Here is a 23125-nt window from a genome sequence, read left to right as displayed (position 1 = left end):
CTACTTCGCGACGAGTATAATCATGGATAGCGAGGTAGTACTGCCCAAACCTAGGCACCACACCTACCTTTTGCCAGCCCGATCCGACCAGCCGCAGCGGAAGCTGCCGGGCAGCAGTTTCCGCCGGCCAACGGATGCGGGGCTACCGGACCGTCGTCCTGGCTACGCCCGTCAGATAGGCGGTGATGATGGTAGCGGCCAGCCGGGCGGTCTGGTTGTCGCGGTCGAAAACCGGGTTCAGCTCCACTACTTCAAACAGCCGAACGCCGGGGTTTTGGCCGGCCAGCAACGCCGCCTCCGTGGCCTGGCGCGGGGTGAAGCCATCGGCGCTGGGGGCCGAAACCGCCGGCGCAAAAGCTTCGGCGCAGCCATCGATATCGAAGCTCACGAAGGCGGGGCCGGCAGCCGTGGCCCGGCGTAGGGCGCGCGCCTGAAAGAGCGGCATGCCATCCTGCTGCACGTGGGCCAGCGGCACGATGGTCGCGGCGTGCTGGTGGAGAAAGTCGATATCCTCTTTGGTATTGAGGTTGGAATGCAGGCCGATTTCGGTGAAGCGGCTCCCGGCCAGCTGTCCTTCGCGCAGCAGTTTCCCAAACGGGGTGCCGCTGCTGATAGCCGGCTGGTCCTTCACGTCGGCGTGGGCATCGAGGTTGATGCCGCCTACCGGCTGCCCGCCCGTAGCCTCATACAGGCCGCGCACGGTGCTGTAGGTGCCGTCGTGGCTGCCGCCGAGCACGACTACGCGCGGGTACTGACGCAGCAGCTCGCTCAGGCGGCGGCGGATGGTTTCGTGGTTGGCGGCGTGGTCGGGGTGGCGCAGGTCGAGGTTGCCGGCGTCGGCGATCCGCAGGCGGCTCAGGTCCACGTCGTGCTCCAGATTGTAGGTTTTGTGGTAGCGGCGCAGCTCCCGACGGATGGCGTCGGGAGCGTGCGTGGCCCCGGCGCGGCCGCCTTCGAGCACGGTGCCGAAGTCGAGGGGCAGACCGACCAGGCACACGTCGGCTTCGGGCAGCTCGGCGGCGGGCTGGATGAGTTCACGAAGGAAGGTGGGCATGGCACGAATGTAGCAGACCGCGCCGAACCACCCCCGGGCCGCCGTCAGCCCGGACGGCATTCCTTATCTTTCGCCATGCGCTACCGTTTGTTTTTCCTGCTTGTGCTGCTGTCCGCGGGCAGTTTTTCCGGGGTTGCCCAACGAGTGCAACCGACCAAAACGGCTAAAATCACCCCGCCGGCCACCTCATTTTTCACCACCTACACCTACCTGAGCTACGCCATCGTGGACCGGGAAACCAAGGCTACGCCCATTGCGGCCCGCGGCGTGGGCGGCACGCTCAGCCTCCACCCCGACGGCACCTTTCAGAAGCGCCTCACCCTGCAGGGCAACGGCGGCACTATCCACTTTGATCAGGATGGCCGCTTCACCTTCACCGGCACCCAGATTACCTTCACCTACACCGACGCCAAAGGCCAGCCCCGCACCGATCAGGGTTCCTTCCGCCTGCAGCCCGCCGTGCAGCTACTCACGCTCACGCTCGTCGGCTTTCCGGCCGGCAACCAGGGCATCTATACGTTGCGGGCGCAGTAGCCAGGCGGCCTGAGTAGGGCATAAATCGAATGCCGGAATCCGGCTAGCTTGCGGGCTATGCACTCATCCTTTCCTACCATCCTGATTACGGGCGTATCGAGCGGCGTGGGCCTGGCCACGGCCCGGGCGTTTCTGAGCCGCGGCTACCACGTCTTCGGCAGCGTCCGAAACCCGGCGGATGCCCGGCGCCTGCAGGCCGAGCTGGGCGCGGCCTGCACGCCCCTGCTCTTCGACGTGACCGATGCCGCTGCCATTGCCCGGGCGGTGGTGGCAGTGGAGCAGCACCTGGAAGGCAGGCCGTTGCGGGGCCTCATCAACAACGCGGGCGTAGCCTTCGGTGGGCCGCTCCAGCACCAACCCATCGACGTAGTACGGCAGCACTTCGAGGTGAACGTGCTGGGGCTGGTGCAGGTGACGCAGGCGTTTTTGCCGTTGCTCGGGGCCCGGCCGGACTTTCGGGGGCAGCCCGGGCGCATCCTCAACATCGGCTCGGTGAGCGGGCAGGTCGCGGCCCCGTTTATGGGCGCGTACGTGGGCACCAAGTTCGCGCTGGAAGGCCTCACGGCCAGCTGGCGGCGGGAGCTGCAGCTGTTCGGCGTGTCGATGGTGCTCATCGGGCTGGGCGTGACCCAGACGCCCATCTGGGACAAGGGCATCGACCTGACCGCCTACCGCGACACACCCTACCACCGCCCGGCCGAGCGGTTCGTGCGCTTCATCAACAAAACCCGCACCGAGGCCCTCACCCCCGAATACGTAGCCGGGCGGCTCGTGAGCATTCTGGAAACGCCCCGGCCGCAGGTGCGCTACACCATCGTGCCCAACTGGCTGCGCACCGCGTTTATTCCCCGGCTGCTGCCCGCGGCCGTGCTCGATAAGCTCATGGGCCGCGGCATCGGGCTGGTGCCGCCGGCCCGTTGAGACCTGTGCATTGCGCCCGGCCGGGCTTTCTGCTAACTTGCGGCCCCTTTCCGGTTGCGGGCTCCTGCCCCCAGAGCAACTCACAGTTTCACACTCTCACAATTTCACCATAGATGGGAAGAGCATTTGAATTCCGCAAGGGCCGTAAAATGAAGCGCTGGGACAAAATGTCCAAGGACTTCACCCGCATTGGCCGCGAAATCGTGATGGCCGTGAAGGAAAATGGCCCCAACCCGGATACCAACTCCCGCCTGCGCACGGCCATGCAGAACGCCAAAGGCGTGAACATGCCCAAGGACCGCGTGGAATCGGCCATCAAGCGCGCCCACAGCAAGGAGGAAAAAGACTACCAGGAAGTGGTGTACGAGGGCTATGCCCCCCACGGCATAGCGGTAGTTATCGAAACCGCTACCGACAACCCCACCCGCACCGTAGCCAACGTGCGCATGTATTTCAACCGCGGCAATGGCGCCCTGGGCACCGCCGGCTCCTCCGACTATACCTTCACCCGCAAGGGCGTGTTCCGCCTGGCCGCCGAAGGCCTGGAAGTAGATGAGCTGGAGCTGGAGCTCATTGATGCCGGGGCCGAGGACGTGTACGCCGCCCAGGAAGAAGACGAGCACGGCGCGGTGAAAGACTTCATCGTGGTCGAAACGGCCTTCACCGACTTCGGCCAGATGCAGCGGGCGCTGGAAGAAAAGCACCTGAACGTGGTATCGGCCCAGCTGCAGCGGGTACCCAACACCACCGTCACCCTCGACGGCGACGAGCTGGAAGAGGTGATGAGCCTGATTGAGAAGTTCGAAGAGGACGACGACGTGCAGGCCGTGTACCACACGCTGGGCTAGACCACGGATTCCTCCGGATTTTTCGGATTGGTCGGATTTTGTAGCCGATTCGGGACCTACAAAAGCGGGCTGCTCCTCACCGGGGCGGCCCGCTTTCGTTGGCAGTGCCAGGCAACGTGACGCCGGCTGGTCCCATCTTGCCGGACAGACGCGCCCTTTTGTTTCGACCTACCTAGGACTTACGCAAAACCCTCCTGGTGCCATTTCACGCAGTGTTTCGCAGTGTTAAACCGCAGGGTTTCGCAGTGCGAGGACGTTAAACACTGCGAAACCCTGCGGTTTAACACTGCGAAACACTGCGTGAAAGCATTTTGCGTAAGTCCTACTACCGCTTTTATAGTATCCCGCTTGAAAAATCTGCTCCTATTAACCTTCCTCCTGCTAGCCGGCCTGACCGGCCAGGCCCAGCAAACCGGGCTGGCCGCCCTGCTCCGGCGGGAAAACGTACCGGGCATCCAGCTGATTCACACTAAAAGCGGCAAGTCTACCGTCTACAACCTGGGGTTGCGCAAGGCTGGTAGCACGGCGGCCGTAGATGCCCGGACTGTCTTTCAGGCGGCGTAGCTGGGCAAAGTCGTGCTGGCCTATACCGCCCTGCGCCTCGTGGACCAGGGCCGGCTCAGCCTGGATAAGCCGCTGCTGACCTACTACTCCTACCCGCGCCTGCTGGGCCAGCCCCGCGCCGACCGAATCACGGCCCGCATGGTGCTGGGCCACACGTCGGGGCTGCCCAACTGGGCGCAGCATCCCCTGGCGGCCGGCTGGAAAACGTCGGCGCTGCCGCTGAAATACGCGCCCGACAGCTGCTGGAACTACTCCGGCGAAGGCTACGTGTTCCTGCAGAAAACGCTGGAGCACATCACCGGAAAGTCGTTTGAGGCGCTGGCCCGGCAGGAAGTATTCGGGCCCCTGCAAATGCCCAACAGCAGCTTCGGGTGGCAGCCGCGCTTTGCCGCCCACGCGGCCATCGGGCACGATAAAGCCGGTAAGCCCACCGAAATCCGCCGGTTTGCCGAGCCCAACGGCAGCTTCAGCCTGCTTACCACGGCGGCCGACTACAACCAGTTTCTCCAGGCCCTGCTGCGCGGCCAGGGCCTGCAGCCGGCTACTGCCCGGCTGCTCACCACGCCCGCCAATGCCGCCAACCGCGGCGGTCAGCCGGTCACGCCCGCCGATGCCGCTATTGCCTGGGCCTGCGGCGTGGGGCTGACCACTACCAGCCGCGGCCCGGCCCTCTGGCACTGGGGCGACAACGGCGACTTCAAAGGCTTCTTCCTGGCCTTTCCCGATACCAAGGAAAGCCTGCTGTTTTTCACCAACAGCGCCAATGGCCTCCAGCTAACCGACGACCTGCATGGCCTGGTCATCGGCCCCGGCGAGTACCAGCCCATGCAGTGGCTGGACGCGGAGAAATAAACGCCGCGCCGTCGCGTTAGGCACTTATGAAGCTGTTTGACAATGCATTTTTTTTGAGCAGTTGTCATCCTTCATCTGGCGTACGCTTGCGAAGGACCTTCCTGTTTCCGCACGGCAATCTTTTTCAACGAGCAAAGCCCTTTGCTGTTTGCGCGATGAAGGGCTTTGCTCGTTGAAAAAGGCATAGTCAGTTAGTAGAGGAAGGTCCTTCGCAAGCGTACGCCAGATGAAGGATGACAGACTTTTTGGATTAGTAAACAGCTTCAACATTTCCTTCTAAACCCCATTTATGAAAGCAAGCCGATACCTGCTACTCACCCTGCTGCTGCTTACCCGACTATCCGCCCAGGCCAAGGGCCCCGACAACCTGCGGGCCTGCTGGAAGCAGCAGGTCGAACCCATCCGGAACGCTTACATGGCGCTGCGCTACCAGGAAACCCTGGCCCAGCTTGAGCACAGCTTCCAGCCCTGGCAGCCCACCAACTACACCGGTACCGGCCGCGTGTGGAGCAAGGCCGACAGCTTCCTGAAATCCGACACGCTGCGCAAAGGCCCCACCACCTACTTCTCCCAGACCCAGCGCACGCCCACCACCCTGCTTTTTCAGGATTACGGCGACAAGCAACTGACCCGCGTGACCCAGGAGGCCTTTCTGGAACACCCGGTGCAGTCCGCCCGCTACGCGCCCGGGCAGCTTATCCAGCTCTTCGTTGATCAGAAAGTCCGGCCCGCGCCGGAAAGCACCCGGGAGCTGGTGGTCTACAAAATCACGCTGCACCGCACCATCGTCCGCCTCTTTATCCGGACCGCCGACAACCGGCTGGGCAAGGTGACGGCCCTGGGCCCCGACGAGCTGTTCGGCGACGTGCTGACCACCTACACCTACCAGGACTACGCCACGGTGGGCAAGCTGGCGTATGCTAAAAGCATCACCATCGACAAAATCAACGGCAAGCTGACCGACCAGGTCACCATCACGGCGGCCGAGCTGCTGCCGGCCGCGCCCAACCTGCTTACTGCCCCGGCCGACTACAAGCTGGCCCCGGAAACGGCTCCGGCGCCCCAGGTGAGCGTGACGCACCACAGTCCGCACCTGCACTTCGTCGAGCTGAAGCACACCGACGACAAGGTGCTGGTGGTGGAATTCGACACGTTTCTGCTGGTAGCCGAGGCGCCGCTGAACAGTGAGAACGGGGAGCTGATTATCAGTGAAGCCCGCAAAATCGCGCCCGGCAAGCCCATCCGCTACTTCGTGGCCGGCCATTACCACCCGCACTACCTGGGCGGAATGCGGCCCTTCGTGCACAAAGGCGCTACCGTGCTGACTACCGCCGCCGACGTACCCTACGTGCAGTACCTGGCCGCCGCCCCCCACACGCTCCGCCCCGACAGCCTCCAGCGCCAGCCCCGGCCGCTGAAAACCGAGGAAATCAAGACCAGCAAAACCATTGCCGAGGGCGGCTTCGAAATGCAGATTCACCTGATCGGCAGCCAGTCGGAGCACACCAACGACTACCTGATCTACTATTTCCCCAGCGAGAAGCTCCTGTTTGAGGACGACCTGGTCTGGATTGCCCGGCAGGGCGCCATCAAAAAGGCCGGGGGCCGGCAGGCGGGCCTCTACCACGCGGTGAAAGCGCGGGGCCTCGACGTGCAGACCATCGTGCAGTCGTGGCCGGTGCAGGACTACGGGGTGAAAACCACCATTCCTTTTGCGGATCTGGAAGAGTCGATGCAGGTGAAGTAGCAGCCGGCCGGCGCGGGTTTGGTGCCGGCCCGGATTATGGCTAGGTTTAGCTCCCTACTTTTCCCCGCCCCGATGCCAACCCTGACCCGCTTCCTCGGTACCTGCTCGCTCCTGGCCGGCCTCCTGACCACCGCCTGTACCGCACCGACCAAACCCGAATCCATGGCTTCGGCGGGCCGCGCTTACTTCCAGCCCGATACTACCCTTGCCGTGCAGAACGGCGGCGTGCAGATGATTCCCATCAGCACGCCCAGAGGCAAATTCAACGTCTGGACCAAGCGCTTCGGCCACAACCCGCGCATCAAAGTGCTGCTGCTGAACGGCGGGCCGGGGGCTACGCACGAGTATTTTGAGTGTATGGAAAGCTTTCTGCCCCAGGAAGGCATCGAGTTTATCTACTACGACCAGCTCGGCTGCGGCAACTCCGACAACCCCCGGGACACGGCCCTGTGGAGCCTGCCGCGCTACGTGGAGGAAGTGGAGCAGGTGCGCCAGGCGCTGAAGCTGAATAAGGACAACTTTTACCTGCTGGGCCACAGCTGGGGCGGCATTTTGGCCGCCGAGTACGCCTTCAAGTACCAGCAGAACCTGAAGGGCCTCATCATTTCGAACATGATGATGAGCTGCCCCGCTTATGGCCAATACGCTCAGGACGTGCTGGCTAAGCAGATGAAGCCGGCGGTGCTGGCTGAAATCCGGCAGCTGGAGGCCAAAAAGGACTTCGCCAACCCGCGCTACATGGCGCTGCTGCTGCCCAACTTCTACGCCGAGCACGTGCTGCGCCTGCCCCTGGATCAGTGGCCCGAGCCGGTGAACCGCTCCTTCGCCAAAATGAACCAGTCGCTCTACGTGACCATGCAGGGGCCCAGCGAATTCGGCATAGCCGGCAAGCTCCTCACCTGGGACCGGACCCCGGACCTGCCCAGGCTCACGGTGCCGGTGCTGAGCATCGGCGGCAAGTACGACACCATGGACCCCGAGCACATGCGCATGGTAGCCGCCAAAGTGCAGCACGGCACCGCCCTGATTTGCCCCAAAGGCAGCCACATGAGCTTCTACGACGACCAGCAGACCTACATGGCGGGCCTGACCAGGTTTATTCTGGGCGTGGATAAGGGGGAAAAGGAGGTGAAATTGTAGTTTGACCGCTGCTTCAACAGTCTGGCCCAAATGTTTCTTCCCTCACCCGATGCCGACTATTCTACTGGCTTCTTTGGTAGCTTATCTGGTTGCCGGAATCCTCTACTTCGGAGCACGCCGGGGCGGCTACTCTCATCGGCGCGACACCATCAGCGAGCTGGGAGAAGATGGGGCTCCCGACCGCCAGCGGGTAAGCTGGGGGCTGTTTTTTCCGGTCGGCCTGGGCCTGGTGCTGCTGGGCGGGCTGCTCACCGGCGCACCAGCCCTGGGCGGCCTGCTGCTGTGCCTGGGCACCGGCTACCTGATAGCAGCCGTGTTTCCCTGTGACGTGGGCTCGCCGGCTACTGGCTCCGCGAAACAGACGCTGCACAACTTTGGCGGATTCGTAGAATACGCGGGCGGCATTTTCTTTCTGAATCAGGCCCAGGATCAGCTACTGCTGCGGACGAGTATCCCGCCTGCTGGGCAATGTGGGCTACTTTTCGGCTGTCTGGTGCTTATGTCTGTGCCTGACTTCCGCTTCCGGGGTCTGGCCCAGCGCTTAGCTGAAGGGCTGCTGTTTGGGCAGGCGCTGTGGCTCAGCTCCCGGCTCTGGTAGGGAGCTGGCCGCTCTTCCGGCCGCAACCTCACTCCGCTTCTGCGTAACTTGCGGCCTCGTCCGCGCCATATGCGGACCGGTTCACCCTTTGCCGCCTGCCTTATGCCCAGTTCCGATTCGACCCGCCTCAACAAATACATCAGCGAAAGCGGGGTCTGCTCCCGCCGCGAGGCCGACAAGTTTATTGCCGAGGGCAACGTATTCGTGAACGGCAAGCGCGCCAAAATCGGCGACCAGGTGAGCCCCAAGGACCGCGTGATTGTCAACGGAGCCCATATTGAGCCCCGGGCCGAGGAAGACGCCATCTACATTGCCTTCAACAAGCCGCCGGGCATCACCAGCACTACCGAAACCAGCGTCAAGGGCAACATCATCCGCTACATCAAGCACAGTGAGCGGATCTTCCCCATTGGCCGCCTCGACAAGGACTCGCAGGGCCTGATTCTGCTGACCAGCAACGGCGACATCGTCAACAAAATCCTGCGGGCCGGCAACAAGCACGAGAAGGAGTATATCGTGATGGTCGATAAGCCCATCAACGAACACTTCATCGAAGGCATGCGCGGCGGCGTGTCCATCATGGGCATCATGACCCAGAAGTGCGAGGTGCAGAAGGAAACCACCTTTATCTTCCGCATCACCCTGATTCAGGGCATGAACCGCCAGATCCGCAAGATGTGCGAGGCCTTTGGCTACGAAGTGGTGCAGCTTGAGCGCATCCGGGTGATGAACATTACCCTCAAGGGCCTCGGCGTGGGCGACTGGCGCGAGCTGACCGAAAAGGAGCTGGCCGACATTCTGCAGATGACCGAAAAATCATCCGGCACCAAGGAAGCCTCCCTGCCCAAGCGCCGCGCCCCGGTCGAGAAGCAGCTGGGCTGGGACGTGAAGCCCAACCGGGCAACGGAGGGCGAAGAAGCCCCCGCCCGCGAGGCCCGCGCCCCCCGCGAAGTCCGCGCCGCTGACGGCGGCGGGAAGCCTGCCCGCAAACCCGCAACGCGCCCGGCCAAAGCAGCGGGCACGGCTGCCGGCAATACCAAGCCCGCCCGCAAAGCGGCTCCCGGCAAAGCCAGGCCCAAAGCAAAAGCCAGTGCCGCCCCGGATTACTTCGAGGAGAAGCCCACCAAGAAAGCCGCCGCCAAGGCCGCCCGCCCCAGCGTGGCCGGGGGTAAATTCAAGCCCGCCGCCAAAACCCTGGCCCGCGCCCCCAAAGGCAACGCCGGTCGGCGCGGCGGCAGCCGGTAACGCGAAACTAAACATAGCCGGTCATGCTGCGCTTGTCGAAGCATCTCGCCCACTTCGTTGAGTTACTCCTCCAACTTCAGCACGCGAGATTCCTCGGCTTCGCTCGGAATGACGTTCTTTTTAAGAACATTCACATGCCCATCTTCGTCGAAACCGAGCGCCTGATCCTGCGCGAGCTGCTGCCCTCCGACGACGCGGGCATGTTCGAGCTGGATTCCGACCCCGAGGTACACCGCTACCTGGGCAACAAGACCGTGCAGACTATCGGACAGAGCCAGGCGCTGATTGCCTTCGTCCGCCAGCAGTACGTGGATAACGGCATCGGGCGCTGGGCCGTGGTGGAAAAGCAGACCGGGGACTTCGTGGGCTGGTCGGGGCTGAAGCTCGCGCCCGGGCCCACCAACGGCCGCACCAGCTACTACGACCTGGGCTACCGCTTCATCCGCCGCTACTGGGGCCGGGGCTACGCCACCGAAACGGCCCGCGCCTCCGTCCGCTACGGCTTCGACACGCTCCGGCTGCCCCTTATCTGCGGTATTGCCGACGTGCGGAATCTGGCCTCCAACCAGGTGCTGCAGAAAGCCGGCCTGCGCTTCGGCAACACCTTCGACCTCGACGGCGTGCTTCATCACTGGTACGAGCGGAAAAAGCCGGCTCAGTAGCCCACGCAAGCCGGCCACGAGGAAATTAAAAGACCCGGCCACCAATGTGGCCGGGTCTTTTAATTTCCTCGTGTCCGATACGACCGGACTGGGAACAGGCGGCATTATTCCACCACAACGCGGGTGCTGCTGGGGGCCAGTCCCGGGGCCTGCACGGTGAGCAGGTATAGTCCCGCCGATAGTCCTTCCAGGCTCAACGCCGGGGCGGCGGCCTGGACCCGCACCACCCGGCCCTGCCCGTCAATCAGCCGCAGCCGGGTGCCGGCCGGCAGCGCCGGCAGCTGGCAGCGCGCGTGCGCCGGGTTCGGATAGACGGCTAATGCCGGCGCCGTGGCCGCGGCCCGGGTGGCCAGCACGGGGGCGCTGCTGGCAATGAAGACCAGGGTGTTGGTGGTGCTGCCATTGCCCAGCTGGCCGAAGGCGTTGTAGCCGGTACCGAAGATCAGGCCCGTGCCTGCCTGCACGGCCAGGGTGTTGTTCTGGCCGGCGGTAAGCTGGCCCCAGGTGCTGTTGCTGGTCTCGCGCACCGGCGTCGAGCGATTATTCTTGGTATTGTCGCCGATCTGGCCGTAGTTGTTGTAGCCCCAGGCCCAGAGGGAGCCATCGGAGCGCAGGGCGGAGGTGTGGTCGTCGCCGGCCGTTACCTGGGCCCAGCGCGTACCCGCACCTACGGTCCCGGGTGTGATGACGGCAATGGGCACCCGGCTGATCGTGGTGGAAGCATCGCCGAGCTGGCCGTAGGCATTATAGCCCCAGGCCCAGAGCGTCCCGTCGGAGCGCAGCGCCAGCGAAAAGTTGTCGCCGCCGCTGATGCTGGTCCAGCGCGTACCGGCGGCGGCCCCGGCGGGCGTGATAACGGCGGTGGGCACCAACCGCGTGGTGCTGCTGCCGTCGCCCACGGTGCCGTAGGCATTGTAGCCCCAGCCCCAGAGCGTCCCATCGGAGCGCAGAGCCAGGGAGTGTACCCGGCCCGTGGTAATCTGCGTCCAGGTGGTGCCGGCCGCCGCCCCCGCCGGCGTGGTTACGGCCACCGCCGACAGGCGGTCGGTGGTAGTGTTGTCGCCGAGCTGCCCGTAAACGTTGTAGCCCCAGGCCCAGAGCGTACCGTCGGAGCGCAGCGCCAGCGTATGAAACTCCCGCGACGATACCTGCGTCCAGGTGGTGCCGGCCGCGGCGCCCGCCGGTACCGGCACCAGCACCGGGCTGACGCGGGTGGTCTTGGTGCCGTCGCCGAGCTGATTGTAGCCGTTGTAGCCCCAGGCCCAGAGCGTGCCGTCGGTGCGCAGCGCCATAATGTGGTTGGAGCCCGACGTGACGCCGCTCCAGCGGGTACCGGGCAGGGCGGCAACCGGGGCCGCTACCTGGGCCGGCAGGGTGCGGCCGGTGTTGTTGCCGTTGCCGAGCTGGCTGTAGCCGTTGTAGCCCCAGGCCCAGAGCGTCCCGTCGGCGCGCAGGGCCGCCGTATGGTTCTGTCCCAGCGTGATCTGGGTGTAGGGCGAGGTCTGAGCCCGCAGCTCGGACACGATCAGCAACAGCACGACCGGGAGCAGAAGCCGCCAGGCGCCGCCAACCACCCGGGCCGGCCGCACCAGGCGGGGGAGTCCGAAGTAGGGAGCAAAGAGGGAAGAGGGGTTGGGGACGAACTGTTTCATAGCCGGAAAGGAAATAGTTGGCACTCAAGAAAGTTTGCTTAGTAAATTTACCAGTCAACTCCCCTGCTGTCAACACATATACATGTGATAATCTTGAAGTTATCAGCCCCGCAGCGCCTTTAACCGGCGCCGGCTCCAACGCCGGACGCCCAATACCGGCGGCGGGCGGCGGGGGTGGTAATGCAGCCCCGGCGCCATATCCCAAATAGCGGCTACGTGGCCGGCCGCACCGCCGCCGGCCGGCCCCGTGGGGGCCAGCCTGGGCCCGGTGCAGCCCAGCGAAGCATCTACGGTGCGGCAAGGCCGGATCTGGCCGGTGGCGCAAGGCATTGCCTGCTGATGGGCCTGCCCCAGCGGTAGTTCGCGGAGTAGCTCAGCTTGTGGGCCTCGCCGCTGGCGGTCAGGTCGTACATATGCTCAGACGTGTTGCAGAAGGTGCGGAAGCCGGTGGGCAGGTTGCTTTTTTTCAGCACGTTGAGCGAGTGGTTGCCGCCGATGTTCAGCGCCTTGGCCGCGTAGCAGGTCAGGCCGAACATAGCCCCCGGGGTGCGCACCTGCTGGCGGTTGTGGGAGGAAGCGAAGATGATGCGCGGCGGCGACTTGGTTGGGGCAGTGAAGCCCGAGGGCCGGCCCCCGTAAAACTGCACGGCGGTGGGGCGGGGGCCACCGGGCAGTACCGCCGCCCCAGGCACCGTGGAAGCCTGGGGCCACGCGGCCGACAATCCGGTGGGTGGCTGGTACGGGCTGAAAAAGGGCCTGCGGGGTCCATGCGGGGTCGGTTTGGCCTGTACATTCCGCCACCGCTGGAAGCGCCGGGCCGGGCCGGAGTGGAGCACAACCCCAAAAACACCCGGCTGCGGGCCATTTGATGGACTTCCGCCTCCCAAATCCCGGTTGAATCGGCTTCTCTTGTAACTTGCGGCCCGCGGGGGTAGTTTTGCCTAGCCCTGCCAGCCCTATTCCGGCTTCTCCCCACCACTCCCACCGACCCCTCCTATGCTCCGTACCGACTGGACGCTCGACGAAGTAAAAGCTATTTATAACCAGCCCGTGCTGGAACTCGTGACCCAGGCCGCCGCCATTCATGCCCGGACCCAGGCCACCGGCGAAGTGCAGGTCTGCACCCTGCTGAGCGTAAAAACCGGCGGCTGCCCCGAAGACTGCGCCTACTGCCCCCAGGCCGCCCGCTACCACACCGGCGTGCAGGCCCACAAGCTGCTGCCCGATGCCGAAGTGCTGGCCTCGGCCCAGCGGGCCAGGGATTCGGGCAGCACCCGCTTCTGCATGGGCGCCGCCTGGCGCGAAATCCGCGACAACCGCGACTTCGACCGGGTGCTGGGCATGGTGGAGCAGGTGAATGGCCTCGGGCTGGAAGTGTGCTGCACCCTGGGCATGCTGAATGAGTACCAGGCCGAGCGGCTCAAGCAGGCCGGCCTCTACGCCTACAACCACAACCTCGACACCAGCCGCGAGCATTACGACGACATCATCACTACCCGCACCTACGACGACCGGCTGAACACGCTGGAGCACGTGCGCAAGGCCGGCATTTCGGTGTGCTCGGGCGGCATCATCGGCCTCGGCGAAACCGACGAGGACCGCATTGCCATGCTCCACACCCTGGCCACGCTGCCCGCTCACCCCGAAAGCGTGCCCGTAAACGCGCTGGTACCCGTGCCGGGCACGCCCCTCGCCGACCAGCCCCGCGTGAACGTGTGGGAAATGCTGCGCATGATTGGCACGGCCCGCATCCTGATGCCCAACACGATGGTCCGCCTCTCCGCCGGCCGTCAGGAAATGGACGTGACGGAGCAGGCCCTGTGTTTTCTGGCCGGCGCCAACTCCATCTTCAGCGGCGAGAAGCTGCTCACCACCCCCAACCCCGACTTTGACGCCGATAAGCAGATGTTTGCTTTGCTGGGTTTAAAGCCCCGCAAGTCGTTCAAGGACGTGCCGGAAGGCGCGACGGTGCTGGGGTAGTCGCCTCCCCCCTAACCCCCTACGCCGCTTGATGCGCGGAATGAAAAGGAGAGGGGGCACCAGATAGTAGCTTCTTGCTTTTCGACCATAGTTTTTGTTGCCCGCGCAGCCCCAGGCCATATCTGGTTTTAGAAATTGCTCTAAAGCTAGTGCCCCCTCTTCTTTCGGAGAGGGGGCTAGGGGGTGAGGCCTCCCGCATGAACGACCTCCACCACCGCCTGCAAGCCGAGCTGCGCCAGCGCGAAGCCGCCGGCACCCGCCGCCGCCTCACCCTGCCCGCCGCCGGCCTGGCCGATTTCAGCTCCAACGATTACCTGGGCCTGAGTCGCCACCCGGCGGTGCGGGAAGCCGTGCAAGGTGCGGCCACTGAGCCCGCCGGCAGCACTGGTAGCCGCCTGCTTACCGGCAACTCGGCAGCGGCCGAAGCGCTGGAAGCTACGCTGGCCCATTTCCACCGGGCCGAAGCTGCATTGCTGTTCAACTCGGGCTACACTGCCAACCTGGGCTTCTTCAGCGCCGTCCCGCGCCGGGGCGACACGATTCTGTACGACGAAGCCAGCCACGCCTCGGTGAAGGAAGGCATCCGCGCCAGCTTCGCCACCGCCTGGAGCTTCCGCCACCACGATCTGGCCGATCTGGAGCGCAAGCTGGCCCGGGCCACCGGCACTGTCTTCGTGGCGGTGGAGGCGCTGTATTCGATGGATGGCGACGAGGCGCCGCTGGCGGAGCTGGCCGTATTTTGCCGCACAAAGGGCCTATACCTGGTGGTCGATGAAGCCCACTCCAACGGTATCTACGGTCCGCGCGGCGAAGGACTGGTAGCGGCCCTGGGCCTCGAAAACGACGTTTTTGCCCGCATTTTCACCTTCGGCAAAGCCCTGGGCAGCCAGGGCGCCGCCGTGGCCGGCCCCGCCGTGCTGCGCGACTACCTGCTCAACTTCAGCCGCCCGTTTATCTACACCACCGCGCTGCCCCCGCTCACCATTGCCGCCCTCGCGGCCGGCTACGCCCTGCTGCCCGCGTTGGGGCCGGAGCGGGAAGAGCTGTTCGGGCTGTCGGACTACCTGAAAGCCACGCTCAACGCCGTGCCCGGCCTGCGGGTACCGCTGAACAGTCATATCATTCACCCGGTGTTCTTCGCCGATAATCCCGGTCCGGAAAAGGTCCGGCAGACTGCCGCCGCCGCCCAGGCCGCCGGCTTCGACGTGCGGCCCATTGTGGCACCTACCGTGGCGGTGGGTACGGAGCGGCTGCGGCTGATTGTGCATAGCTACAATACAGAGGCGGAAATTGACGGGCTGGCGCGGGTGTTGAGCCGGGCGGGAACGGGCACAACCGTATGCTGACCGGTAGAAGCAGGCCCGCGAGGCGCATCTTCGCCGCTCGTCGTCCGCGGTGCCCGTCCGTTGTCGTTCAGGATAATGGCGCAGGGATGCGGCCCTACCTACTGCTTACCGAGTCCTCACCGTTGTACCTATGCTCGCCACCGACACCTTGCTTCCGCACGTTGAACAATACATCCGCGTTTCGGAAGCGTTGCGAGAGGCGCTGCTGAACCGGGTGCGGGTGGCCAGCTATGGCAAGGGCCAGCTGCTGCACGACGCCCGGCACGTGTGCACCCGCAGCGACTTCATTCAGCGGGGCCTGGTGCGGCTCTACTACCTGCGCGACGGGGAAAAGGTAACCGAGTCTTTCAGTGCCGAAGGCGAGTGGGTGAATTCGCCCAACAGCTTCATCAAGCGCGTGCCCGACATTTACTACCTGGAGGCGCTGGAGCCGACGCATACCCTGAGCCTGCAGGTGCAGGACCTGGGCTACCTCTTCGATACTTTTCCGGAAATGGAGCGTTACGCCCGGCTCTCGATGGGCTCGGTGTTTGGCCACCTGATGGACCGCATCACGTCGCTGCGCTTCACTTCCGCCAAGGAGAAATACGCGCATTTCTGCGACACCCACCACGATATCCTGCCCCGACTGCCACTGGGCATGGTGGCCTCCTACTTGGGCATCACCCAGGAAACCCTGAGCCGAATTCGGGCTGAGCGATGAGAATTTGATCTACATCAAAGAGGTGAAGGCCAATCGCAGCTAACCTTTGCAGAAATCAACCTCTGCTATGCGCCAACTCCCCCTCTCCCTCATGCTGTTTCTGGGTGTACTACTGATGGCGGCTTCCGCGGCCACGGCCCAGATTGATTTAAAAACGCCTGGTGCCCAAAGCCTGCTCTATGTAGGTCCTGGTCGGCAACAACCCCTGCTGGTCGGGCTGGGCGGTTCGGAAGGTGGCAATGCCTGGGCCAGCCACTACTGGCAGCCCACCCGCGACCAGCTGGTGGCCGATGGCTACGCCTTCCTGGCCCTGGGCTATTTTAAGACCCAAGCCACCTCGCCCCTGCTGGACCGGATTTCGCTCGATACGGTGTACGCGGCCATTAAAGCCGCCACGCGACACCCACAAGTGAACGGCCGGAAAATAGCGCTGGTGGGCGGTTCCCGCGGTGCCGACCTGGCGCTGCTGCTGGCCAGTCGCTACCCCGACATCCAGTGTGTGGTGAGCATTGTGGGAAGCCACGTGGCGTTTCCGGGAAATACCAACCACTTCACTACATCGGCGTGGTCGTACCGGGGGCAGCCGCTACCGTTTGTGCCCGTGAATGAAGCGGCGGTACCGTTCCTAATAAAAGGCGACTTGCGGGCTACCTTTGCGGCCATGCTCACGGACACGGCGGCGGTGCGACAGGCTCGTATTCCGGTCGAAAACATCCGGGGAGCGGTGCTGCTGGTATCGGCGACTCAGGATGAGGTGTGTCCCTCTACTCCCATGGCGGAGCAGATGCTGGCCCAGCTAACGCGCGCGGGCTCCCGCTACCCCAAGCAGCACTTGGCCATTGCGGGCGGGCATGCCGAGCCGCTCAAGCATTTCGATGAGGTAATTCGCTTTCTGCACACGAACTTTCCGGCTCGCTAGGCGGCTTCCGCCCTTTCTCTATACCCATTCTTCGCTTTGGAACAACTCTTCATCACCGGTATCGGCACCGACGTAGGTAAAACCATCGTCTCGGCTATTCTCACCGAAGCCCTGCAGGCCGACTACTGGAAGCCCGTGCAGGCCGGCCTCACCCCCACCACCGATGCCGCCACCGTGCGCAGCCTGGTGCAGAACCCCGTCAGCCGCTTCCATCCGGAGCGCTACCGGCTGCAGCTGCCGGCCTCGCCCCACGCCGCCGCCGCCGCCGAAGGCGTCACGCTGCGCCCCGGGGACTTTTCAATTCCCGCTACTGCTAATCACCTCATCGTGGAAGGCGCGGGCGGACTGCTGGTACCGCTGGCCCCGGGCTTTCTGCTGGCCGATCTGATCGGGCAGCTCGGACTGGAGGTGGTGGTGGTGTCGCGGAATTATCTGGGCAGCATCAACCACACCCTGCTTACGCTGGAAGCTTTGCGCACCCGGGGCATTACGGTGCGCGGCCTCGTGTTCAACGGCGAGCCCAACCCGGCTACGGAGGACTTTATCCGGGAGCATTCCGGTGTGCCGGTAATGCCGCGCCTGCGGCCGGAAGCCGAAGTGACACCCGCTGTGGTGAGCCGGTACGCGGCGGAGTTTCGGGCATGGCTGGATCACTGATGCCGCTGATTTTTCGCTGATTGCCGCTGATTTATTTGCCGCACCCGCCCGACTCTGCGTAGCTCCGCGTCCTCTGCGAGAAATACCGGCAGAGAATGCCCGCGCCTCCAGAATCCGGCTGCTACCTTTGCCCCATGCCCACCCTTTCCGAACGGGACCACGCCGTATTGTGGCACCCCTACACCCAGATGCAAACCGCCCCGCTACCCATTCCCATCGTACGGGGCGAAGGCAGCTGGCTTATTGCCGAGGACGGCACGCGCTACCTCGACGGTATTTCTTCCTGGTGGGTGAACCTGCACGGGCACGCCCACCCGCACATTGCCCGGCGCGTGAGCGAGCAGCTCAGCACGCTGGAGCACGTGCTGTTTGCTGGCTTCACCCACCCCACCGCCGTGGAGCTGGCCGAGCAGCTGCTGGCAATTCTGCCCGCTAATCAGGCCCGCGTATTCTATTCCGACAATGGCTCGACGGCCGTGGAAGTGGCCCTGAAAATGGTGCTGCAATACTTCCACAACCAGGGCCAGCCCGGGCGCCGCACCTTCCTCTGCTTCCGCGACTCCTACCACGGCGACACCTTCGGGGCTATGTCGGTGAGCGGGCGCGGGGCCTTCACCCAGCCCTTCTGGCCCCTGCTGTTCGAGGTCGAGTTTATCGACGTGCCGGTGCCGGGCCGCGAGGCGGAGGCCTTGGCCCAGCTCGATGCCCTGCTGCGGCGCCCCGACGTGGCGGGCTTCATCTTTGAGCCGCTGGTGCTGGGCACGGCCGGCATGGTGATGTATGAGCCCGAAATTCTGAGCGAGCTGCTGCGCCGCTGCCACCAGTGCGGCGTACTGGCCATTGCCGATGAAGTGATGACCGGCTTCGGCCGCACGGGGCCTTTGTTTGCCTCCGAATTGCTCACCGAGCAGCCCGATATCATGTGCTTTTCCAAGGGCCTCACCGGCGGCACGCTGGCTATGGGCCTCACCACCTGCGCCGCCGCAATCTACGAGGCCTTCCTCAGCGACGACAAGATGCGGGCCCTCTTCCACGGCCATTCCTACACCGCCAACCCCGTGGCCTGCGCCGCCGCCCTGGCCAGTCTGGAGCTGACCCGGGCGGCGGCCTGCACCGGGCAGCGCCAGCGCATTGCGGCGGCCCACGCCGCTTTCCGCCGGGAAATCGAGGGCCAGCCGGGTATCCGGGCGGTGCGGCACCGGGGCACCATTCTGGCCGTGGAATACGACCCCGGCGAAGGCACCAGCTACTTCAGCCGCCTGCGCGACGCCTTCTACCAGCTCGCCATCGACAACCAGGTGGTGCTGCGCCCGCTGGGCAACGTGGTGTACCTGCTGCCGCCCTACTGCACCACCGACGCCGAGCTGGAGTTGCTCTACGCCGTGCTGCGCCGGATGCGGACCCTGGTGCTCGATTTCCTGCCCGCCCCCACCCTGCCCGAATACCTGCATGACTAGCTTGCCCGACGCAGAAAGCCTGATTATCATTCGCGGCCGGGGCCGGATTTCGGCGCTGGGCCTGGCGGCAGATGCTTACAACCCGGGCCACCCTGGTTTTACCGCCCGCCTGCTGGGCGACAAATCCATTGCCGTAGCCGCCCTGCCCACCGCTTTAGAAGACCAGCTGGCGGCCCTGCGCAAAAGCCAGTCCGCCTACCGCCAGCTCGACCGCACGGTGCTGCTGGCCATCGTGGCCGCCCGCCAGGCCACGGCGGCGGCCGGCTGGAGCCTGGGCTTGAGCAATGATCAATTAGCAATGAGCAATGAGCAATTGCCTGTTGGCCTTGATTCTCCCGGTGAAAAACCAGCAACCAGAAACCAACAACCAACAACCAACAACCAACAACCAAAAACCACCCTCGCCGTCAGCATTGGCTCGTCGCGGGGGGCCACGGGGCGCACCGAGCACTACCACCACGAATTTGTGACCACCGGCGACGTGGCCGCCGCGGCTTCGCCGCTCACCACGCTGGGCAACGTGGCCAGCTGGGTAGCCTTCGACGCGGGCAGTACGGGCGGCGCGGCGCTGAGCCATTCCAGCACCTGCAGCAGCGCGTTTCAGGCGCTGGGCAACGCCATGGCCTGGCTGCGGGCGGGCATGGCCGAACGGTTTCTGGCCGGTGGCACCGAGGCTCCGCTCACCGGTTTCACCCTGGCCCAGATGCACGCGCTGGGCATCTACTCACCTTTTGCTGCCACCGATTTTCCCTGTCGGCCCGGGGCGGGGCGGCCTTCCACGTTCGTATTGGGCGAAGGCGCGGCCGTATTCGCGCTGGAGAAAGTAAGCCGGGCGGCGCTGCTGGCGGAGCAGCGGCAGCGGCCGGCGCACCCCTTGTTCGGGCTGGAAAGCGTGGGCTTCGGCTTCGAGGCTCTGGGCAGCAAAACCGGCCTTTCCGCCGACGGCCGGCACTTCCAGACGGCCATGCGGCAGGCGCTGGCCCAGGCCGGCTGCGGCCCGGCCGATGTGGACGCCATCGTGCTGCACAGCCCCGGCACCCCCGCCGGCGACGCGGCCGAGCGGCAGGCCATCCGGGCCGTTTTCGGGGAGCATACGCCGGATCTGGTTTCCAATAAATGGCTATTGGGCCATACGCTGGGCGCTTCGGCCGCGCTGAGCCTGGACTTTGCGTGTACTATGCTGGCCACCCAAGCCTGGCCCGCGCCGCCCTTCGTCACTTACCTCATGCCTGCTCCCACCCGCCCGATTCGCCGGGTGCTGGTAAATGCCGCCGGCTTCGGGGGCAACGCGGCTTGTGCCTTGGTAGCGGTACTGTAACGCGAAGTTGTACTTCGCGAGGCGTTGAACGGTCTCATGGTTACGGCACGCCCGCCGCGCGCAGTACAACTTCGCGTTACAGCCACTCAGGCCCGAATCTTTTTATCGGCCTTCCCGCGGCCCTGCCTAACTTTCGCTGCCGCATCCGTAGATGCGCTGCTATTGACTGGCTAATTCCCTCCGTATGAAATCCACCGCTGCCGCTTTTCTTACCCTCGTTTCCCTAACTGCCGCCGCCCAGACGAAGGCCCCCACCACCAGGCCCGATGCGACCATCAAGCAGATGGTGGAAGCGCTGTCGGCTAAAAACCTGGAAGCGGACGTGCGCAAGCTGGTGAGCTTCGGCACCCGCCACACGCTGAGCGATACCCAGGACCAGAAGCGCGGCATCGGCGCGGCCCGCACCTGGGTGGAAGAGGAGTTCCGCAAGTACGGCAAGGCCAGCGGCGGCCGCCTGCAGGTGGCCCAGGATACGTTCACCATCAGGCCCGACGGCCGCCGCATCAACAAGCCCGTGCTGATGGCCAACGTGATGGCCACCCTGCCCGGCACCGACCCCACCGATACCCGCGTCCTCATTGTCAGCGGCCACATCGACTCGCGGGTAACGGACGTGATGAACGCCACGGCCGACGCGCCCGGAGCTAATGACGACGGCTCCGGCACGGCCGCGGTGATGGAGCTGGCCCGGGTGATGAGCAGGCAGAAATTCCCCTGCACCATCATCTTCGTGGCCGTGCAGGGCGAAGAGCAGGGCCTCTACGGCTCGACCTACCTGGCCAAGCGGGCCAAAAAGGAAAACTGGAACCTGACGGCCATGCTCAACAACGACATCATGGGCAACTCCCTGGGCCACGACCCGGAAATCCGCGACGACAAGCACCTGCGCGTGTTCAGCGAAGGGGTGCCGGCTAATGAAACGGCCGACGAAGCCAGGCTGCGGCGCACGCTCAGCTCCGAAAACGACTCGCCTTCGCGCCAGCTCGCCCGCTACTCCCAGACCACGGCCAAACAGTACGTCGATGGCCTCGAAGTAGTGCTCGAATACCGCCCCGACCGGTTTCTGCGCGGCGGCGACCACACACCCTTTAATCAGCAGGGTTTTACGGCGGTGCGTTTCACGGAGATGAACGAGGATTTCACCCACCAGCACCAGGATCTGCGCACCGAAAAGGGCCGCGCCTACGGTGACACGCCCGAGGGCATGGACTTCCAGTACCTGCGCAAAAACACCGGCGTAAACCTGGCTACGCTGGCCAGCCTGGCCCTGGCCCCCGCCGCCCCCCAAAACGTAGGCGTGCTCACCGCCGACCTTACCAACCGCACCCAGCTCCAGTGGGAAGCCCCCCAGGGCGGCGAAAAACCAGCCGGCTACTACGTGCTGATGCGCGAAACCAGCGCTCCGCAGTGGCAGCAGAAGTTCTTCGTGACGGATACGAAAGCCACCCTGCCCCACAGCAAGGACAACTTCCTCTTCGGCGTGGTGAGCGTGGACGCCGAGGGCCACGAGAGCCTGCCGGTGCTGCCCAAGCCGGTGCGGTAGAGCACGGATTGGGTCGACCCAGTTATAGCGGTTTCGCAAACGATGTATGACCCGGTCCGGCGGCTGAAAAAGCTGCCGGACCGGTTTCCGTTAGCTGACGCTGTTCAGGCGGCATGGCTCAAGCGACGACCGGCCCGACGGCTGGTAGCCGCCGGACCGGCAGCCACACCGTTCGCGAAACCGCTATAGCTTTAATTCGAATTCTGCGGCGATGAATATTAACCCGGTTTTAAGCCCCCAAAACCACTTCTTCATTCCCCTACAGTGACAGCTACTGGTCTTGGCACGGCGGGTGCCCCTCCCGGAGCGAACCAATCAACTCCTGCTTTTCTTCCCCGCCATGAACCGGCTTCTTATCGTTGCCATTATCGTCGTTTTCCTGCTCCTGGGTTTGCGCATTGCCCAGAAATACGAGCGGGCCATTGTGTTTCGGCTAGGGCGCTACGTGGGCCAGCGCGGCCCCGGGCTGTACTGGATTATTCCCTTCATCGAGCGCCGCGTCACGGTAGACATCCGGACCAAAACCGTGGAGCTGGAGCAGCAGGAAACCATCACCAAGGACAGCGTGCCATCAAGGTGAATGCCGTGCTCTGGTTCCGCGTTACGAACCCGGCCCAGGCCATTATCCAGGTGGCCAACTTCAACCAGGCCGGGTACCAGCTGGCCGTGACGGCCCTGCGCAACGCGATTGGCCAGCACCAGCTGGATGAGGGGCTCAAGTCGCGCCGGCAGATCAACGCCATCCTGCAGCAGCTCGTCGACGGCGCAGCCTCGCCCTGGGGCGGGCAGATTGAGATGGTCGAAATCAAGGACGGGGAAATCCCCGCATTCATGCAGCGGGCCATGGCCCGGGAGGCCGAAGCCATCCGCGAAAAGCGGGCCCGTATCATCAAGGCCGAGGCCGGGCTGGAAGTCGGCATCAAGCTCCCCCAGGGCGCGAAGGAAATGGAGGGCAGCCCCCTGGCCCTGGAGCGGCGCCGGATGCAGATGCTGTCGGAAATCGGCATCGACAACAATACCACGACCATTGTAAGGATACCCGCGGAGTTCAGCAATGCCGCCCGCAGCTTCACCCGGATGATGCAGCCGCCGGAGAAAAGTTAAGGGGCCGTTGCAATAGTTTACCGCCGATACCCTTACTTGCGGCAGCAAATCCGGTTCGGCCAACCCTGGCGGCCGGCATTTCCCCGGGCATGACTCCTCCTTTCTTCCTTTCGGCTTCAGCGGGTTCGGTGGCTTCGGCCGGCCGCGCCGCTATGCCGACGCTGCGGAAGAAATGCTGGAAACGAGCCTCGACCTGACCGTCGCAACTCAGCCTCCCATCTTCCCTTGAGCATTGAGCGCCGGTCCTTCCAGACCGGCGCTTTTTTTATTCCGCCCGCGGC

General features: G+C 64.4%; 22 protein-coding genes and 1 pseudogene. 20 read left to right on the top strand and 3 right to left on the bottom strand.

Translation table 11 applies throughout. The features are described 5' to 3' along the window. Window positions 1-142: 142 nt before the first annotated feature. On the bottom strand, window positions 143-1054 hold the full coding sequence (locus ABD833_RS01390; protein ID WP_345070471.1) for an arginase family protein: 912 nt from the start codon (window positions 1052-1054) through the stop codon (window positions 143-145). 75 nt (window positions 1055-1129) lie between these two features. Between ABD833_RS01390 and ABD833_RS01385 the strand changes: the two genes are divergently transcribed. The 10 genes from ABD833_RS01385 to ABD833_RS01340 all read left to right on the top strand — a co-directional run bounded on the left by ABD833_RS01385 (window position 1130) and on the right by ABD833_RS01340 (window position 10165). Further along, window positions 1130-1588 (top strand): hypothetical protein, encoded by a 459-nt coding sequence (locus ABD833_RS01385; RefSeq protein ID WP_345070470.1) that lies wholly within the window; start codon window positions 1130-1132, stop codon window positions 1586-1588. 57 nt (window positions 1589-1645) lie between these two features. Then, the gene (locus tag ABD833_RS01380; protein WP_345070469.1) at window positions 1646-2509 is read left to right on the top strand and encodes an SDR family NAD(P)-dependent oxidoreductase; all 864 of its coding nucleotides are present in this window, start codon (window positions 1646-1648) and stop codon (window positions 2507-2509) included. Window positions 2510-2622: 113 nt separating this feature from the next. After that, window positions 2623-3357, top strand: coding sequence for a YebC/PmpR family DNA-binding transcriptional regulator (locus ABD833_RS01375; RefSeq protein WP_345070468.1), 735 nt, complete (start codon window positions 2623-2625; stop codon window positions 3355-3357). A 348-nt stretch (window positions 3358-3705) separates the two neighbouring features. Next, window positions 3706-3921, top strand: a complete 216-nt coding sequence (locus ABD833_RS01370; RefSeq protein WP_345070467.1) for a hypothetical protein — start codon at window positions 3706-3708, stop codon at window positions 3919-3921. A 12-nt stretch (window positions 3922-3933) separates the two neighbouring features. After that, a complete protein-coding gene (locus tag ABD833_RS01365; protein ID WP_345070466.1) occupies window positions 3934-4773 on the top strand; it encodes a serine hydrolase domain-containing protein in 840 nt (279 codons plus the stop codon). Between the two features lie 289 nt (window positions 4774-5062). Beyond that, window positions 5063-6520, top strand: a complete 1458-nt coding sequence (locus ABD833_RS01360; RefSeq protein WP_345070465.1) for an MBL fold metallo-hydrolase — start codon at window positions 5063-5065, stop codon at window positions 6518-6520. A gap of 72 nt (window positions 6521-6592) precedes the next feature. Next, window positions 6593-7660, top strand: a complete 1068-nt coding sequence (locus ABD833_RS01355; protein ID WP_425553549.1) for a proline iminopeptidase-family hydrolase — start codon at window positions 6593-6595, stop codon at window positions 7658-7660. Window positions 7661-7709: 49 nt separating this feature from the next. Continuing rightward, complete coding sequence (locus ABD833_RS01350; protein ID WP_345070464.1) at window positions 7710-8258, top strand: DUF998 domain-containing protein; 549 nt, start codon at window positions 7710-7712, stop codon at window positions 8256-8258. A gap of 102 nt (window positions 8259-8360) precedes the next feature. Continuing rightward, complete coding sequence (rluF, locus tag ABD833_RS01345) at window positions 8361-9503, top strand: 23S rRNA pseudouridine(2604) synthase RluF (RefSeq protein WP_345070463.1); 1143 nt, start codon at window positions 8361-8363, stop codon at window positions 9501-9503. A 134-nt stretch (window positions 9504-9637) separates the two neighbouring features. Further along, entirely contained in the window at window positions 9638-10165 is a 528-nt protein-coding gene (locus ABD833_RS01340) for a GNAT family N-acetyltransferase (protein WP_345070461.1), read from the top strand. 104 nt (window positions 10166-10269) lie between these two features. On the opposite strand, the gene ABD833_RS01335 is transcribed toward ABD833_RS01340, so the two are convergent. Both ABD833_RS01335 and ABD833_RS01330 read right to left on the bottom strand, forming a co-directional pair. After that, window positions 10270-11817: an RCC1 domain-containing protein gene (locus ABD833_RS01335; protein WP_345070460.1), complete on the bottom strand. Its 1548-nt coding sequence runs from the start codon at window positions 11815-11817 to the stop codon at window positions 10270-10272. Window positions 11818-12104: 287 nt separating this feature from the next. Beyond that, on the bottom strand, window positions 12105-12539 hold the full coding sequence (locus ABD833_RS01330; protein ID WP_345070459.1) for a hypothetical protein: 435 nt from the start codon (window positions 12537-12539) through the stop codon (window positions 12105-12107). Window positions 12540-12584: 45 nt separating this feature from the next. On the opposite strand from ABD833_RS01330, the gene ABD833_RS01325 reads away from it, so the two are divergent. From ABD833_RS01325 to ABD833_RS01275, 10 genes and pseudogenes are all read left to right on the top strand, one after another. Further along, window positions 12585-12686 carry a DUF6855 family protein gene (locus tag ABD833_RS01325; protein ID WP_345070458.1) on the top strand — a complete coding sequence of 34 codons (102 nt, stop codon included), beginning with the start codon at window positions 12585-12587 and terminating at the stop codon, window positions 12684-12686. Between the two features lie 127 nt (window positions 12687-12813). Further along, window positions 12814-13797 (top strand): biotin synthase BioB, encoded by a 984-nt coding sequence (gene bioB / locus ABD833_RS01320; RefSeq protein WP_345070457.1) that lies wholly within the window; start codon window positions 12814-12816, stop codon window positions 13795-13797. 197 nt (window positions 13798-13994) lie between these two features. Next, window positions 13995-15143, top strand: a complete 1149-nt coding sequence (locus ABD833_RS01315; RefSeq protein ID WP_345070456.1) for an aminotransferase class I/II-fold pyridoxal phosphate-dependent enzyme — start codon at window positions 13995-13997, stop codon at window positions 15141-15143. A 130-nt stretch (window positions 15144-15273) separates the two neighbouring features. Further along, window positions 15274-15846 (top strand): Crp/Fnr family transcriptional regulator, encoded by a 573-nt coding sequence (locus ABD833_RS01310; protein ID WP_345070455.1) that lies wholly within the window; start codon window positions 15274-15276, stop codon window positions 15844-15846. 67 nt (window positions 15847-15913) lie between these two features. Beyond that, window positions 15914-16765, top strand: coding sequence for an acyl-CoA thioester hydrolase/BAAT C-terminal domain-containing protein (locus tag ABD833_RS01305; protein ID WP_345070454.1), 852 nt, complete (start codon window positions 15914-15916; stop codon window positions 16763-16765). Between the two features lie 36 nt (window positions 16766-16801). Continuing rightward, the gene (bioD, locus tag ABD833_RS01300; RefSeq protein WP_345070452.1) at window positions 16802-17422 is read left to right on the top strand and encodes a dethiobiotin synthase; all 621 of its coding nucleotides are present in this window, start codon (window positions 16802-16804) and stop codon (window positions 17420-17422) included. 134 nt (window positions 17423-17556) lie between these two features. Then, window positions 17557-18879 carry an adenosylmethionine--8-amino-7-oxononanoate transaminase gene (gene bioA, locus ABD833_RS01295; protein ID WP_345070451.1) on the top strand — a complete coding sequence of 441 codons (1323 nt, stop codon included), beginning with the start codon at window positions 17557-17559 and terminating at the stop codon, window positions 18877-18879. Further along, complete coding sequence (locus ABD833_RS01290; protein WP_345070449.1) at window positions 18872-20197, top strand: beta-ketoacyl synthase N-terminal-like domain-containing protein; 1326 nt, start codon at window positions 18872-18874, stop codon at window positions 20195-20197. The genes bioA and ABD833_RS01290 overlap by 8 nt, the downstream gene beginning before the upstream one ends. Before the next feature lie 184 nt (window positions 20198-20381). Continuing rightward, on the top strand, window positions 20382-21740 hold the full coding sequence (locus tag ABD833_RS01285; protein WP_345070447.1) for a M20/M25/M40 family metallo-hydrolase: 1359 nt from the start codon (window positions 20382-20384) through the stop codon (window positions 21738-21740). A gap of 340 nt (window positions 21741-22080) precedes the next feature. Then, window positions 22081-22844 (top strand): annotated as a pseudogene (locus ABD833_RS01275) (SPFH domain-containing protein). Window positions 22845-23125: the final 281 nt, after the last annotated feature.

It is taken from the genome of Hymenobacter fastidiosus (genome assembly GCF_039539565.1).
In the GTDB taxonomy this organism is placed as follows: domain Bacteria; phylum Bacteroidota; class Bacteroidia; order Cytophagales; family Hymenobacteraceae; genus Hymenobacter; species Hymenobacter fastidiosus.
The sequence above is the reverse complement of the archived record's forward strand: the minus strand, read 5'-3'. Positions and strand labels throughout refer to the sequence as shown.